The sequence below is a fragment of the Bacillus subtilis subsp. subtilis str. 168 genome (assembly GCF_000009045.1).
GTDB classification, from domain to species: Bacteria; Bacillota; Bacilli; order Bacillales; family Bacillaceae; genus Bacillus; species Bacillus subtilis.
Map to the genome: position 1 here is coordinate 2,730,324 of NC_000964.3, position 15,219 is coordinate 2,745,542.

Here is a 15,219-nt window from a genome sequence, read left to right on the forward strand (position 1 = left end):
CCTTTTAAAGTATTATTCACAGAATAAAATTATCCTCGCGATTAACTCATAATGAAATTAACTTACATCAGAAAGAAGTCATGGGAGAGTTATGTACTTGTGTGACTTGATACCAACATCATAAGAAACTTATCAGAAGCCAAAAAGTTATTGCGGTCTCACCGAAAATTGAATTTGCGGTGCCCTATTGCCTTTTTCCGCGAACGAAAATTGTTAAAATTCGCAAAACAGAAAGTCTACTCTATTATTATTTTAAATTCGTCCTTTAGTTCTTCTTGAGCCTCTTGTATAACTTCTAATACATCGTCAGCGTATGAACCTAAAAATGTATTGCTGAACTCAAAATTTTTCAAGACTAAAGTGAGCGGCAAATCCACCCACCCTGTCAGGCAATCCCATAAAGCGTCTAAATTTCTCCCATAGTAGTCTGGGAAGTCTAGTTTATCTTTTAAATCATCATGTAAAACTTCTATATTTTCAAAGTCTCTTCCATCTATTATTATTTTTCTCATTAGAAACTATGCCCTCCATTATTTTATCTTAACAAACGTTTACTATGTAACAGCTGTTTGTCCAAATGAGGCTGAAAACAAATAAAAAACACCGATAGGATGAAACTATTGGTGTTTGCAAGACATCTTCATACCCGGTAGGCATAAATAATGCTAAACTTTGTTTTTAAAAAGCTATCATATCAAATTTTTATGTTACAGCTTTTACTATCGTTTAATCTAATTGAGGAGTAAAACAAGATATGTTTGAAAATCACATATCCCCTAAAAATTAAAAACTAATCGGCAGTTCTTCGAGTGCTCTCATCAGAAAATTCCCTTTCCATTTCATTTGTTTCTTTTCGCCTTTTAACTGTATATTTGGACAGCGGCGTAATAAGGTGGAAATCGCAATCTTTGCTTCTAAGCGGGCTAGCTGTGCACCAAGACAAAAATGATTGCCATGGCCAAAAGCAATATGGCGGTTGTTCTTTCTTTCAATATCAAATATGTCGGCATTTGGAAATATCTTTTCATCACGGTTTGCTGATGCTAAAGAAATGATGATCACATCTTTCCGTTTAATCTCCTGCCCATGCAGTATAAACGGTTCAGCCGTCCAGCGAATTGTCGTTAGCTCAACAGGGCTGTGAAACCGCAATGCTTCTTCTATGGCTGAATTCATCAAGTCCGGCTGCTGGCGGAGCTTTTCTAGTTGATCATGGTGACACATCAGAGCATATGTCATATTGGTGATTAAGTTTACGGTTGTTTCATGACCTGCAACGATAAGCAGCATAATCATCGAGTACAATTCTTCTGTACTTAATTGTGTGCCTTCACTTTCCGCTTGAATTAATGCACTGATTAAATCTCCTGCAGGTTCTCTCCTTTTTTTGCGAACTAAGGATTCCAGATATTCAACAAACTCCCCTAACAAGTGGTCATTCTCCTGAAGTCTTTCAGGGGCATCTGAAAAATCAATAATTGCTTGCGACCATACTCTGAATTTTTGACGATCTTCCAAGGGAATGCCGAGCATTTCACTTATCACGATAATCGGCAATGGAAACGCATAATCGTCTACTAGGTTCATGAATTTGTTGGGCTGCACTTTATCCAATAAAGAATCTGCGATATGCTGGATTTTGTCTTCCAACTGCAAAATCATCCGATGCGTAAATGCTTTTTGAACAAGAGTTCGCAAGCGGTTGTGATCAGGGGGATCTGAATTAAGCATATGTTTTGTTAAAGTCTCTTCATTCTTCAATAGAGCAGGACGTTTTTCTTTTGCGGTAAATACATTTTCATAGTTTTTCTTTAATTTTTCATTCTTTAATAAATGTATTGCATCATCATATCTCGATATGAGCCAGCCTTTCCCCAGAGCTCCTAAAGATAATGGGTAGAGAGCCTGTGATTTTCGCAATTCTTTATAAAATTCATACGCTTCATCTTTAAATGCTCTCGAAGACAATTGACTTTCCGTCAAAATGGTTACACTCTTTTTTTCTTTTGAAGACATTCATTCGACCTCCATCTTTGAAAGGTTATGATAATCTTTAAATATAAAATCAGGACGATTTGTAAAATGATCCATTGAGATCAGTATTCATGATAAGGGCCAAAATGCCGTCCCCGCATTTTGAAATAAAAGATATGAGACAGTCATTAATCATTTTGCTGCCTAAACTCTTTCCCTGATAAAATGGCGAAACTCCTAATACTTCTATGCCGGCTCTTTTAAGGATTTGGAAAATTTTTTAGCCCCATTTTGATTAATGTTATCCCCCCTGCTGCTATATAATCGATCAAGTTTAATGTCGGGTTTATCACGATGTTTTAATAGAGCGGCAACAACCATTTCACCATTCTGAATGCCAACAAAAAAGAAATGCTTTTTAAAATATGCTCTTGTCAGTACTTTATGCATTTCAAAAATAAATGAATGATCTTTTTTTCGCGTTTTACGAGTAAATCCATAAAAGGATATTGATTGAAAGATTGATGGAATAGCTTTGCCACTTTGCTTACTTCATCTGCTCTTGCTTGTCGATAAAGAAACATTGATGCACCTCCTCTGAGCAGTAAAGCAGGAAATCGAATTAAAGCGCCCTTCCTATTGGAAAGGCGCCTGCCGTTTTACTGTGCCAAAATGTTTTTCATCAGTGAGTTTTTATAAAATCATTTATTAATTGATCAGTTGTCAATATTGTGGCAAATTCATCATGCAATGTAGCTAGAGATATATTATGAATAGTCGCCGCATCATAATATGTATCATTTTGGTCTCTCATTCCGAAGGCTGCTGTTGCATCTGAAATCAGGTATGTATCAAACCCTAAATTACCACTCATTCTTGTGGTGGTTGATACACAGTGAGGCGTGGTTAAACCAGTTATGACTACAGTGGTTATTTCATTTAATTTTAAGAATTCTTCTAAATTCGTACCAATAAAGCTGCTATTTACTGTCTTGGTTATAATGACTTCTTCATCCATAGGCTTAACTATTTCCTTTATTGCAAACCCTTCATTCTTTGGATGGAATAAAGAATGAGGTTTATCAGAAGTGTGTTGTATGTATATGACTGTCCATCCTTTTTCTCTCCATAATTCTAGTATTTTACTAATGTTTTCTTCCGCCTTTACGTTATTCCGTTCCCCCCATTTTTTATCATCGAAGGCTTTTTGTACATCCACAATGATTAAAGCTTTCTTTTCTTCCACAAGATACCCTCCTACGTAGAATTTCTATTTATTACTACATTCTAAATACAAATTTTACTTTTGTACAATTGTTTAATGATGAATTTCAAATGAGCGCCTTCTTTATTGGAAAATGCGTTCTATACTGCAACTGTGCCCAAGCCGTTAACCTTCAAATCTAATCTGAGAATCACTGGCTCTACAGAGAATAATAAAAAACACTCTAATAACGAGTGCTGAAATGAAAAACTATTGATTTAGAAGCCATTTGATACGCTCAGCTGAAATGATGTAGTGGAGTATTATAAGACATAAAAAGACAATACTAACTGGTTTTAAATAACTAAAATAAAGCGCTGCAACAGCCATTGCAAAGATCAATAATTCAATAACTAACCTTGTTACTCCGTTTACAGCTATTACAGTTTGTCCGCTTCGACTAGGATCATGAGGTACTGCAAATACAGACCAGACAATCATAACTGCAATAGGTAAAACCAAAGTTAAAACATATTTAAAATAACCATTAAAGCTTATCCAAGCATACACCCCTAAGGAGATTAGTGCAGCAATTTCAAGGGTGAATCTTAAAAGTAAATTAGTCTGATTCAGTTTTTCCAACTCCTCTATAAAAAACACCCCCGCAGGAGATGCTCTTTCTCTGCTTTATTTCAGCGTATAAAAACTTTTCTGTTCTTCCTCTTTAGATTCTATTGTAGTTTTCGGCGAGATTACCTCTACTTTTGAAGAGATGATACCGACTGCTGCTGTTACCAATGCTCCGATAATAGAACGATGATAAGTATAATGAAATATGACAACTTTTCCCCTCCTATTCAGTTAATTATCCAAATAATCAGGAAGTTGTCTACAATTTGCAGAATTTGTCGAACGAAGTAAAGATTATACCTGGGAGGCTTTACTCATTGTATGAATTACAGTAAATAAATTGCCTTCCCTTTTGAGAAGACGTTCCAACTCAGCTAGACTCTTCCAATAGGCTTCCTTTTGGCGCAGCTGCTTTTATTCAAAAATTGAGCAACACCTGAATGTTTCATTGGAATTTCTGAACCATCGATCGCTGCTGAATTTGTTGCAAATGCATACGTAGGAGTAGTCGAATGGTGGTTGAAAAATGAAATGCCTTCCCCACCTCGAGTGATGGCAGAAAAAGCGGGGGTTTTGTTAGAGAGGAATCTATAGATATGTGTATCGAAGATTTGACAGCATTAAAAATTATACTTACATCGTTGGGAACAGGCCAACAATAAAGCGGAAGAACGTTGTCATTTGAAGTGGTTTGGAATAAAAATGATTCGAATATGTTCTTATCATTGTAAACGAACAAAAAAAGAACATGTTTTGAAAAAAGATTGATCAAAACATCTTCTTATATGTTGTCATAGCGTAACTTTTTATAAAAAGGTTAATTACATTTTCGGGGCTTCCAAACCAAATTTTGCCCATTCTTCTTTTGCTGGACCATAAATACCTGGAACAGTTAAACCTGCTTGTCTCATAAGAACAGTCATTTGTCCCCGATGGTGGTTTTGATGTTGAATTAAAAACATCAAAAGTGAACCGTTAGGCATTTGTTGTCCAATAAAGTTGATACGTTCTTGAAGTGTATGGTCAGTCCATTGGGTTTTTAATGCCTGTACAAATGCATTACTGGCTTGATGATAGCTGTCAGCTATAAACTGAGCAGAAGTTGGAACAGGATAATCTTCAGCTGGGGCTTGGAACGTTAAGTCTGTGTTTGAGGTAATGATGCCAATGGCAGCAACAGTATGCCAAGCAATACGGCCTAGAGTCCAATTTTGTGAAGTTATTTCTTGTTTAAGTGATTCATCAGTCAGACTATTTAATAGTTTCTGTGTAGCATCTGCTTCGAACTCCCAAGATTTCAAAAAATGGTCTAAGGTTTGAAACACAAAAATCCTCCTTTTCATTCTTTTGTTTTTTCAATGTGCTTATAGGTTAATTATAATGCCTCCTTTCGTTAAAAAGAACAAAAATTTCGGACAAGAATAATCATAGTAAAATGCGTAGACATTCTTAAACGTAACGATTTACGCATCTTTTTACAAACATCTGACTACTTGGTCTCCATTGTCAGCGAGAATCAAATATCATATGAAGACAATCCTATATTCTTATCACTTTACTGAGCAATAAATACCTTCCGTATACTTAGTAATACCTTCATCGTAATCAGGATACTTATATGCAAGACCTTCTGATACAGCTTTTGAATACTTTCTAAATAATGCATAGCAAGTAAATAAAGACTTCCACATTTCCTGATACCCATTCACAGAATATGTAGACATGAGTTCCTCCCATTCTTTATTTGAAAGGTACCGCTTCATAAATTTATAGTTCTTCCCCATACTAAATGAATACCCTTTCTGAGATGCGATATGCCAGGCCATCATTCTCAATAAATTAGGACGTACAATTTCATTTAAATGGTCAATGGCAAAAAGGATTTCATTTCTTGCTAGTCCTTTTACTACGTAAGTCGAAACCATCCAGAACTCATTACAGCAATCATCAAATTCCCTTGCAGTCGGCCTTTTTATCCAGTATTGGCGATCATTTGGGGTCACTTTATAGTTGATGAACGAATCCTTATCAAGCAATACCTTAACCAAACCATCGTTATTAGCAAAATAATCTTCTGCTTCACGAATTGGAATAAGGGTTAGATCTAATTTGTTGCCATCCTCAAAAAGAATAATGTATGAAAACCAATTACCTAATTCGGGAGGAAAAAGCTCCATATCTTCTGGTTTTTGCATCATAATGCGCTTCCCAAAGATTTCGAGCCACTGATCATTTTCTTTAAAAGATTCTACATCAGTTACAAAATACGAGATGTCATAATCTTGGAAGTTGTCAGGAGGGATATTTCTGTTTGTACGTGACCCTTCCAAAGTGACCAATCGGATTCTCTCATCGTTCAAAGCAAAGTCCAAAAAAATGTCCATCATTTCCTGCTCACTTCGCATTACATGTTCCTCCGTTTCAGCCTTAATATCTAACTGTAAAACGTCTTATAGATTTTTTTACTCTTGAATGTGATGTATTCTTCTAAGCTTTATTTTACATGATGTTCTCCTATATATCATTCAATATTAAGATGCAAGACATCTCAAAATCAGATATCAACTATGACGGACTACATGAATATTCAGTTTTTTGTAGAGCCGCCATGGGACGACACTATCTTTGACACACTTTAATCCCCCCTGCTTTATCGACATGTTAACTGGTATGAGAGATTGACAAAAAGAAGGAAAACGATATATTTAAGCGAATACGAGTTTTTGAGTAAATTTTAAAATGACACTTTTTTCAAAAATCATGTCTTAACGGGAGGATTCGGTATGAATGAATTTATGAAAAAGTTTTCTTTAACAAAACCGATTATTCAAGCTCCAATGGCTGGCGGTATTACAAAGCCCCGACTTGCATCTGCAGTTTCGAATCAAGGTGCTCTTGGCAGCTTAGCATCGGGGTATCTTACGCCAGACCTCCTAGAACAACAAATAAAAGAAATATTTGAGCTGACAGACGCTCCTTTTCAAATTAATGTGTTTGTTCCGCTAGGTCTAGAGATGCCACCAAAAGATCAGATTAAAAAGTGGAAAGAAAACATACCGTTAGCTAATCAAGTAAATCAATTCACATCTGTACAAGAAGAGTGGGATGACTTCTATCAAAAAATTGATCTAATTTTAAAATACAAGGTTAAGGCTTGCTCATTCACTTTTGATCTGCCGCCTGAAGACGCAGTAAAGGAGCTAAAAACCGCTGGATGCTGTTTAATAGGAACCGCTTCAACAGTAGAAGAAGCATTGTTAATGGAAGAACGGGGAATGGATATAGTAGTCCTTCAAGGAAGTGAAGCCGGTGGACATCGCGGAGCATTCTTACCTTCCAAAGGTGAATCTGCCGTAGGTTTAATGGCTCTGATTCCACAAGCAGCAGATGCACTGAGCGTACCTGTCATAGCTGCTGGGGGAATGATAGACCACAGAGGAGTAAAAGCAGCTTTAACCCTCGGAGCCCAAGGCGTTCAAATCGGTTCTGCCTTTTTAATTTGTCACGAGAGTAACGCACATCCAGTGCATAAACAGAAAATACTAGAAGCAAACGAAGCAGATACAAAGCTTACGACATTATTTTCAGGTAAAGAGGCCAGAGGAATCGTAAATAAATGGATGGAAGAAAATGAACAGTTTGAGACACAAACCCTTCCGTACCCTTATCAAAATACACTAACGAAGGCAATGAGACAGAAGGCTTCACTTCAAAATAACCATGATCAGATGTCTTTATGGGCAGGTCAAGGGATACGGTCATTGACTGAGGAAATTTCGGTTAAGCAGCTTTTAAATCAGCTTTGCCAAGAGGATATAAAAATATAGGCGCACCTCATTGATAGAGCAAAAAGCAAACTTTGACAGGCAGTTTGCTTTTTTTTTCGTAATTTCATCCACTGACTCTGGAAATCTAAATACTCCTACATTTTCAAAGCTAATTTGAATCGGGTTATCAATCATCACATTGATACGATGCGATCTTGATAATTTCACCACAACCACAATACATTACCAACATTTCGATCTTATCTCCCCTTCTCAAGTTTTGCTCCCTATTCGAATAATCGATAGCTCCCATATTAAATTTGAATAGTAAAATGGTTCTTTTTCGTTTGATTCAGATGATATAAAGTCATATGATAAAAAAAGAATGAGACAGAAAGCGTGAGAAGTGATGAAAATAGGATTTTTTGATTCAGGAATTGGTGGCATGACTGTATTGTATGAGGCCATAAAAGTTCTTCCTTATGAAGATTACATTTTTTATGCAGATACGTTAAACGTTCCATACGGTGAAAAATCAAAGGGTAAAGTTAAAGAATATATTTTCAATGCAGCTGAATTTCTGGCCAGTCAAAATATCAAAGCTCTTGTTATTGCGTGTAATACAGCTACTAGCATTGCGATAGAGGATCTTCGGAGAAACTTCGACTTTCCGATAATCGGAATCGAACCCGCTGTAAAGCCTGCTATAAATAAATGTACAGAGGAAAGAAAAAGAGTTCTGGTAGTTGCTACTAATTTGACGCTTAAAGAAGAGAAATTTCATAATCTAGTTAAAGAAATTGATCACCATGACCTTGTTGATTGCTTAGCTCTTCCAGGACTAGTTGAATTTGCTGAGAACTTTGATTTTAGTGAAGACAAAATCATTAAATATCTAAAGAACGAACTATCTTCTTTTGATCTGAAACAATATGGAACGATTGTGTTAGGATGCACTCATTTTCCGTTTTTCAAAAACAGTTTTGAAAAACTGTTTGGGATAAAAGTTGATATGATTTCAGGCAGTGTCGGTACTGCAAAACAGTTGAAAAAAGTTCTTGCAGATCGTAACCAGCTTGGTAAAGGATCGGGCTCAATCACCTTTTTCAATTCTGGCCATAAAATTGTGGACCAAGAAGTCATATCAAAGTACAAAAGATTGTTTGAAATATTAGATGAAACTCAAAGGAGTCATGTTGGACATTGAATGTAAATGAAAAAGACAATCTCCTGAAGAGAAACATGAACTAAGAAGCGGGCTTAAAAAGCCCACTTTTTTTCTAACAAACAATTGAGTTATACACACATATCTGATTACAGTGTTTTCTCTCTTTCCCCTCTTATTTCTCCCCCCTCTCTATAGCTTTTCTATTTCAATAAAACACAAGTCTCGATTGAAAAGTTATCGTAACATTTACACTTCACAGGAGATTTTTCACGATTGCGAATCGACCGTTTGCCAGATGCACAAAGTCATAATGTGTAAATTCTGTATCTATGTGCATGTTTATTATGGAATTATTTTCATAATGTTTTATAATACAAGATGATAGCGTTTTCTAATTATAATGATAGGGGGAAATAATGATGATGAAAAAAGGTCTGCTTGCGGGTGCGCTTACGGCAACCGTGCTTTTTGGCACATGTGCAGTAGATGTACCGGGTATTATTAGTCCAAAAACCGCAGAAGCTGCATCACAGCTAACTGATGGAATCGGCGGGAGGGCTTACTTGAACAGTAATGGTGCCATTCTTGTTACGAAAATCCAGCTTCCTAGCTCCACTCAGGTTTCAAATGGGACAGCCTACATCTACTCTGGTTTTAGCGGAGGCACAGAATCCGATATCGGGTTTCAGTACAGTGATAAATATAATGTATGGAAACCATATATGAAAGTCGGTTCAAAAGGACAGGATCAGGTTCAGTACCTCGAAGGAGGAAGCCAATTCACGAATACGAAAGGCTTCCGTCCCGGCAGCACCGTACAACTTACCATCTACAAAAACCTTAACGGCAATACCCGCGCTACATACTGGGGCACGAACAATGCCGGATACAACGGCCGTCTCATTTCAGAAATCAGCAAAACAAATGTCGGCTCCATCTCAAAATGGAAAGCGCTCGCTACAGTTGCAACAACAGGGTCACGCCAATCTATCAAATCAAACTTTTCAACATCTTTTACAAACATCACCATCGACAACAAAGCAATAACACCTGTAATTGATACACAAGACTTCGCTAAAGTAACAGTCTCAGGCAACAGTGTCAGTTTATCCGTTGTCAAAAATTAAAACATGTTAAACATACAATGCGTTAGGCTATTGAGAAGCTCTCGATAGTCTTAAAGGGGGCTTAACATGCCCCTTTTTTCATTTCAATTTAACTTTCAGTTAGCTTCGGTACATGCCGTCTATCCCCGTCTTTTATCTGGGTGAAGTAAGGGCAGCTCGCCCCTTCTGAACCTGTTCCATTTGCTCAACGCAAAAGGTGTGCATCACTGTCTTAAAAATGTTAAAACAAATAGCAGATGGTGCACTTTATTTTTAGATGAGGCATGCTTACGCTCGATATGCAAGTCAAATGATTAAGGGTCTGCAAGAGAGAGAAGTTTTGGGTGTACTTTCATAAAAGAGGGATGGCTTCATATAGCTCGATTGCATCAGGAAGATTAGCCAACGATTGGCCGAGAACAACACATCACTTTGAAACGGATTCATTCCAAAATCATAAGTATGATCCAATAACTAATAAAGATCAGTTAGCAGTCCAGCCTTAAAAATATTTTTACATCAATTAAACTAGCATCACTATCGAATAAGCTCGATCTGCATATCATGTACTATCCTCTTTTAAGGAAGGTGATGTTATGAGGTCATTTCCATTAATCGTAGTTCTATTCATCCTATTAATCATCGTTGGGACATCTTTCTTTGGTGGCTATTAAGAACACACCTTACCTCATATCCATCAGACGCCATAAGAAATCTTTATGGCGTCTGTTTTTTATTAGATTTAAACAAAACCATTAAAGTGGGCCATGCAAACACACCTATGGAGATTACTGCCACGACTTCTTTGTGAGGGAATTATTCTTCCCTTTATGGACTATTGTCGATCAAAAGAGAAAGTTGAAATGCATTTTTATGGTGAGATGAATCGAGGCTTAGACATATAAAAAACCGCAAAGCTTTCTTGAAGAAGCTTTGCGGTTTTTGGGTCTCTTCTTTGCTTCATATAAGCCAATAGATTTCAAGCGTAATCCACTGCCATACATCCAATGATTTTTTATTTTGAAATAGGTTTCTTCTACTCTTCATGTGAGATGACTCAAGGTATGCCACGTCACAATAATATGGCGGATACTGAATGGTCTCAATCAGTTTTTTCCCCATTCTATCAATTCTCCACAGAAAAAATGGCTATGGCAGAACAACTTTCATAGAGTAATCATCATTTAATGAGCCATCATCTCATGGGCAATATCGTGTCCATCCATTTTTGACGGGTAGTAAGTAGGCCAGTTTTTGACTTCATCAAGTAAAGCTTCACGGTCGTCCCCCCAATAGAGATGGTAATGACTAGCTTTAGTCGGGTAAATACTATGATCACTAAACTGAATATACTGAGGCAGCCCTTCTGCTTTTTTAGCTAGTTTGAATATGTATCTTACCCCTCTATTGCCCGCATCATAGGTTAGAATTTCGTATCCGTCATACGTATACTTACCAGAATATTCTTTTCCATTTTTGAAGAACGTTACAGTATCTTTCTGGATTACAATACGGTCAACATCTGTTTGATAGCCTTTTTTATAATACTCTTTATATTCTTCAGCTGTCTTGCCGCCTTCGTGTTCTGATTTATATGAAAACACTTCGTCAAGAGTACCATCTTGCAGGTATGGATATACAGATTGCCAATCTCCTTCCCAATCAGAAAGTAAGCGATCCTTTACTTGGCTGTTTTTAAAATAGCCTTCATATATTTTTTCTGTTTCTTCATCATGCGCATGACTATGATCGTGAGAATGTTCGTGTGTATGACTGTCAGATGTTTGCTCTTGCGTTTTGGAAGAGTCTTCTTCAACTGCTGAGGATGATGTTGTTTGATTAGACTCACCTGCAGAAGAACCGGAAGTCTGACATCCTGCCAAAACTAGTAATGAACCAATCGTTAATATGCCTAGCCGTTTTGAAAATAAAATGTTCATTCCAACACTCCTTTTTTATTAAATCGAAAACATTACGATTTATTATACATACATCTCTTGCAAACATCAAAGGAAAAATGCTCTTCATGCGGATGGCCTATTTTAAAGGAATAACTGACTATGTTCATCAGTTATTCCTTTAAAATACGAAAGTCTACGATATTTCCATATCGATCCGCTTCAATGTGACAGCACCCCTCAAGCAGCTGTTTTAATTTTCCACGTCCGCGTTGTACCCTTGATTTTGCTCCGGAGTAAGAAATGCCGAGCTTTTCACTCAACTCTTTTTGTGATAACCCCTGGAAATCAGTTAACTCGAGCGCCTCTCGATACTTTTCAGGCAACCGTTTGATGGTCGATCGAATACACACAGTTGCTTCCTTGGTGAAATTTTCTTCCTCTGCACTGTCATTAAAATGTAGAACATCAGGCAATATTTCGCTTGTTTTTTTTGTACGGTAAAAATCAATAATCGTATTTCTAGTGATCCGATAAATCCAGCTGTCGATCTTTTGTTCATCGATCAGATTTGGGAGATGCACTTGTATTTTCATAAATACGATTTGCAAGAGGTCATCAACGATAGATTGATCGTTAACCCTATGTGAAATATATGTTTTTAACGGCTGATGAAATTGATCCCATAGATCCTCTATATTCATTTGAAAAAACCTCCTATAATTTTGCGTCTGCTTTACATTTGCTTCGTCTTTTTAATCGTAACAAAGAGCAAACAATTGTTGAATCAATTGTATTGCAGCTGTTGCCAAAAATAATGATAAAGGAGAGGTTTGTTGTGGAGTATACCTATTTAGGGAGAACAGGATTGCGGGTGAGCCGTTTATGTTTAGGCACGATGAATTTTGGAGTTGATACAGACGAAAAGACTGCGTTCCGTATCATGGATGAAGCACTTGATAACGGCATTCAATTTTTTGATACTGCCAATATTTACGGCTGGGGCAAAAACGCAGGATTGACAGAGAGCATCATTGGAAAATGGTTTGCACAAGGAGGACAGCGCCGCGAGAAAGTTGTTCTGGCGACAAAAGTATATGAACCGATTTCTGATCCGAATGACGGACCAAATGATATGAGGGGCTTGTCTCTATACAAAATCAGACGTCATCTGGAAGGATCACTGAAGCGGCTTCAGACAGATCATATCGAATTGTACCAAATGCATCATATCGATAGGCGGACACCGTGGGATGAGATATGGGAAGCTTTTGAGACTCAGGTTCGCTCCGGCAAAGTAGACTATATTGGATCCAGTAATTTTGCAGGCTGGCATTTAGTTAAAGCGCAAGCTGAAGCTGAAAAACGGCGATTCATGGGACTCGTCACTGAACAGCATAAGTATAGTTTATTAGAACGAACAGCTGAAATGGAAGTGCTGCCGGCTGCACGGGATCTTGGTTTAGGAGTAGTGGCGTGGAGTCCCCTTGCAGGAGGGCTTCTTGGCGGGAAGGCATTGAAAAGCAATGCCGGAACTCGTACAGCAAAAAGAGCAGATTTAATTGAAAAACATCGTTTGCAACTCGAGAAATTTTCAGATTTATGCAAAGAACTAGGAGAAAAAGAAGCAAATGTGGCTTTGGCATGGGTGCTGGCAAATCCAGTTTTAACTGCGCCGATCATCGGACCACGAACGGTTGAGCAGCTGCGTGATACGATAAAAGCCGTTGAAATCAGTCTGGATAAGGAGATTCTCCGCATGTTAAATGATATCTTTCCCGGACCTGGAGGAGAGACACCTGAGGCATACGCCTGGTGATACATTCATTACTCAATACTGACATTTTTCTTAAATATTTATACTGAACTATCATATTAAGAAAGACAAGAGCATGTTTGTCTCTTGTCTTTTCCACATCGTGCTGAAAATGCTGGCTAAACATCGACAAAAATGCTGCCGCTTAAAAAAGAACCCTAAACAATAGAGTAACTGGAAAGACAACTGGCTTGATCAGCTTGGGACCCCTTTCAGCTGTATTTAAATCAATCAAACTAATGATTCATTGGCAGTCTAAATATTATTATTGTTTCTTTACAAAATAGTAATAGCCCCTGTAATGATTGCTAACAACGTAATAACTAATGATGTAATTACAGCCCACTTAACGGCAAACCTTTGAAATGACCCCAAGTCCATTTTAAGCATGCTTACTAGCAATACTGTTGACGCAACCAATGGACTCATCAGATGAACCGGCTGCCCCATTATAGAAGCCCTTGCAATTTCTACTGGTTCTATACCATATGCTGAGGCAGCTTCTGCAAAGATAGGTACCATACCAAAGTAATATGCATCATTTGATAAAACAAAAGTAAACGGAATACTAGTGAGTGCTACAATAACGGGGAAAAACCCTCCCATTGATGAGGGGATGATGGATATTAATGATCCTGCTATGGCATCCACCATCTTTGTCCCGGATAATATACCAGCAAATACTCCTGCTGAAAATACCAATAATACCACGGTTATGGCATTACCAGAATGCTCGGCGATTCGCTCCTTCTGCATTTTTACATTCGGATAATTTATAGTAAGGGCAAGAACAAAACCAATTAAAAATAAAACTGACGGATGCTTAGTTCCAAGCACAATAAACACCATGATACTTATAACGAGGAATAAATTAAGATATATTAAGCGTGGCCTTTTCAATTGTTCGCTCTCCAAAGTAGCAGCCATATAAGATTGAGAGCTGTCCTTTGTTATATGTCTAGGCTCTAATTGAACGATGCCTATTCGATTCCTCTCTTTCCTTCCCATTAGAAAAGCCAGAAATATCACACAAGCAATACCTCCAAGCATGGTCGGAAGTAATGGCACAAAGAAATCTGAAGGATCCAAACCCAGCACTGAAATCGCTCTTGTAGCTGGTCCGCCCCATGGAGTCATTCCGCTAACGATACTCAACGACAGCATTGCTAATGTCGCCATAACCATGGGATTCATACCAATTCTTTTATACAAAGGTAACATTGCTGAGACTGTTATCATATAGGTTGTTGTACCGTCCCCATCTAAAGCGATAAGCATTGCCAAGACGGCAGACCCTATCGCTATTTTCACAGGGTCTCCCTTTACTATAGATAAAATTTTTTCTATTAGCGGATCAAATAAACCTGCATCAATTAAAATTCCGAAAAAAAGAATAGCAAACAATAGCAATGCCGCTGAACTTGCAACTGTTTGAATTCCTTCTAAAATCATGTCGCCAATACCCTTACCAAAACCTCCAATAAGAGCAAAAACAATGGGAGTGATGGTCAAGGCAACAATAGGCGAGACTTTCTTTGTCATTATTAATATTGTAAAAACAGTTACCATCGAAAAACCTAAAATAGTAAGCATATTACACCTCCAAGAATGCGCTTTCAAATGACTTTTGATTAACATATCTTATACGGTGTAATA

General features: G+C 37.5%; 15 protein-coding genes, 4 pseudogenes and 4 other annotated features. Of the genes and pseudogenes, 6 read left to right on the plus strand and 13 right to left on the minus strand.

Going from position 1 to position 15,219, the window contains the following annotated elements:
* Positions 1-236: 236 nt before the first annotated feature.
* The 9 genes and pseudogenes from yrdF to aadK form a co-directional block, all read right to left on the minus strand.
* Complete coding sequence (yrdF, locus tag BSU_26730; RefSeq protein NP_390550.1) at positions 237-512, minus strand: putative ribonuclease inhibitor; 276 nt, start codon at positions 510-512, stop codon at positions 237-239.
* A gap of 271 nt (positions 513-783) precedes the next feature.
* Entirely contained in the window at positions 784-2,016 is a 1,233-nt protein-coding gene (gene cypA / locus BSU_26740) for a cytochrome P450 (protein NP_390551.1), read from the minus strand.
* Between the two features lie 49 nt (positions 2,017-2,065).
* Positions 2,066-2,224: a sequence feature (Evidence 5: Unknown function), on the minus strand.
* Positions 2,066-2,224: pseudogene (yrdDc, locus tag BSU_26748) on the minus strand. Its footprint overlaps the feature before it by 159 nt.
* Positions 2,224-2,424 (minus strand) — a sequence feature (Evidence 5: Unknown function). Its footprint overlaps the pseudogene before it by 1 nt.
* Positions 2,224-2,424, minus strand: a pseudogene (yrdDm, locus tag BSU_26749). Its footprint overlaps the feature before it by 201 nt. Before yrdDm ends, yrdDc begins: the two co-directional pseudogenes overlap by 1 nt.
* Positions 2,424-2,558: a sequence feature (Evidence 5: Unknown function), on the minus strand. Its footprint overlaps the pseudogene before it by 1 nt.
* A pseudogene (gene yrdDn, locus BSU_26750) lies at positions 2,424-2,558 on the minus strand. It overlaps the preceding feature by 135 nt. The pseudogenes yrdDm and yrdDn overlap by 1 nt, the downstream one beginning before the upstream one ends.
* 98 nt (positions 2,559-2,656) lie before the next feature.
* The gene (gene yrdC / locus BSU_26760) at positions 2,657-3,220 is read right to left on the minus strand and encodes a putative hydrolase (protein ID NP_390553.1); all 564 of its coding nucleotides are present in this window, start codon (positions 3,218-3,220) and stop codon (positions 2,657-2,659) included.
* Positions 3,221-3,448: 228 nt separating this feature from the next.
* Positions 3,449-3,820: a putative integral inner membrane protein gene (gene yrdB / locus BSU_26770; RefSeq protein NP_390554.1), complete on the minus strand. Its 372-nt coding sequence runs from the start codon at positions 3,818-3,820 to the stop codon at positions 3,449-3,451.
* An 809-nt stretch (positions 3,821-4,629) separates the two neighbouring features.
* A complete protein-coding gene (yrdA, locus tag BSU_26780; protein NP_390555.1) occupies positions 4,630-5,133 on the minus strand; it encodes a hypothetical protein in 504 nt (167 codons plus the stop codon).
* A 225-nt stretch (positions 5,134-5,358) separates the two neighbouring features.
* On the minus strand, positions 5,359-6,213 hold the full coding sequence (aadK, locus tag BSU_26790; RefSeq protein NP_390556.1) for an aminoglycoside 6-adenylyltransferase: 855 nt from the start codon (positions 6,211-6,213) through the stop codon (positions 5,359-5,361).
* A 378-nt stretch (positions 6,214-6,591) separates the two neighbouring features.
* Between aadK and yrpB the strand changes: the two genes are divergently transcribed.
* From yrpB to yrpDX, 5 genes and pseudogenes are all read left to right on the plus strand, one after another.
* On the plus strand, positions 6,592-7,635 hold the full coding sequence (yrpB, locus tag BSU_26800; protein NP_390557.1) for a putative anionic nitroalkane monoxygenase: 1,044 nt from the start codon (positions 6,592-6,594) through the stop codon (positions 7,633-7,635).
* A gap of 349 nt (positions 7,636-7,984) precedes the next feature.
* Complete coding sequence (murI, locus tag BSU_26810) at positions 7,985-8,782, plus strand: glutamate racemase (RefSeq protein NP_390558.1); 798 nt, start codon at positions 7,985-7,987, stop codon at positions 8,780-8,782.
* 380 nt (positions 8,783-9,162) lie between these two features.
* Positions 9,163-9,870 (plus strand): putative lipoprotein, encoded by a 708-nt coding sequence (gene yrpD / locus BSU_26820; protein ID NP_390559.1) that lies wholly within the window; start codon positions 9,163-9,165, stop codon positions 9,868-9,870.
* A gap of 323 nt (positions 9,871-10,193) precedes the next feature.
* Positions 10,194-10,355: a sequence feature (Evidence 5: Unknown function), on the plus strand.
* Positions 10,194-10,355: pseudogene (locus BSU_26829) on the plus strand. (Overlaps the previous feature by 162 nt.)
* 90 nt (positions 10,356-10,445) lie before the next feature.
* A complete protein-coding gene (gene yrpDX / locus BSU_26826) occupies positions 10,446-10,523 on the plus strand; it encodes an expressed polypeptide of unknown function (protein YP_009513985.1) in 78 nt (25 codons plus the stop codon).
* A 286-nt stretch (positions 10,524-10,809) separates the two neighbouring features.
* Here the strand turns inward: yrpDX and BSU_26827 are convergent, their stop codons facing one another.
* From BSU_26827 to sigZ, 3 genes are all read right to left on the minus strand, one after another.
* Positions 10,810-10,971, minus strand: a complete 162-nt coding sequence (locus tag BSU_26827) for a hypothetical protein (RefSeq protein YP_009513986.1) — start codon at positions 10,969-10,971, stop codon at positions 10,810-10,812.
* A 62-nt stretch (positions 10,972-11,033) separates the two neighbouring features.
* Positions 11,034-11,789, minus strand: a complete 756-nt coding sequence (gene zinT, locus BSU_26830) for a lipoprotein buffering protein for Zn2+ transport (protein NP_390560.1) — start codon at positions 11,787-11,789, stop codon at positions 11,034-11,036.
* 131 nt (positions 11,790-11,920) lie between these two features.
* Entirely contained in the window at positions 11,921-12,451 is a 531-nt protein-coding gene (gene sigZ, locus BSU_26840; RefSeq protein NP_390561.1) for an RNA polymerase ECF(extracytoplasmic function)-type sigma factor (sigma-Z), read from the minus strand.
* A 134-nt stretch (positions 12,452-12,585) separates the two neighbouring features.
* Here sigZ and yrpG point away from each other — a divergent pair, with 134 nt between their 5' ends.
* Complete coding sequence (yrpG, locus tag BSU_26850; RefSeq protein NP_390562.2) at positions 12,586-13,566, plus strand: putative aldo-keto reductase; 981 nt, start codon at positions 12,586-12,588, stop codon at positions 13,564-13,566.
* Positions 13,567-13,839: 273 nt separating this feature from the next.
* Here yrpG and yraO read toward each other — a convergent pair whose 3' ends face one another.
* Positions 13,840-15,156, minus strand: a complete 1,317-nt coding sequence (gene yraO, locus BSU_26860) for a putative citrate transporter (RefSeq protein NP_390563.1) — start codon at positions 15,154-15,156, stop codon at positions 13,840-13,842.
* Positions 15,157-15,219 lie beyond the last annotated feature (63 nt).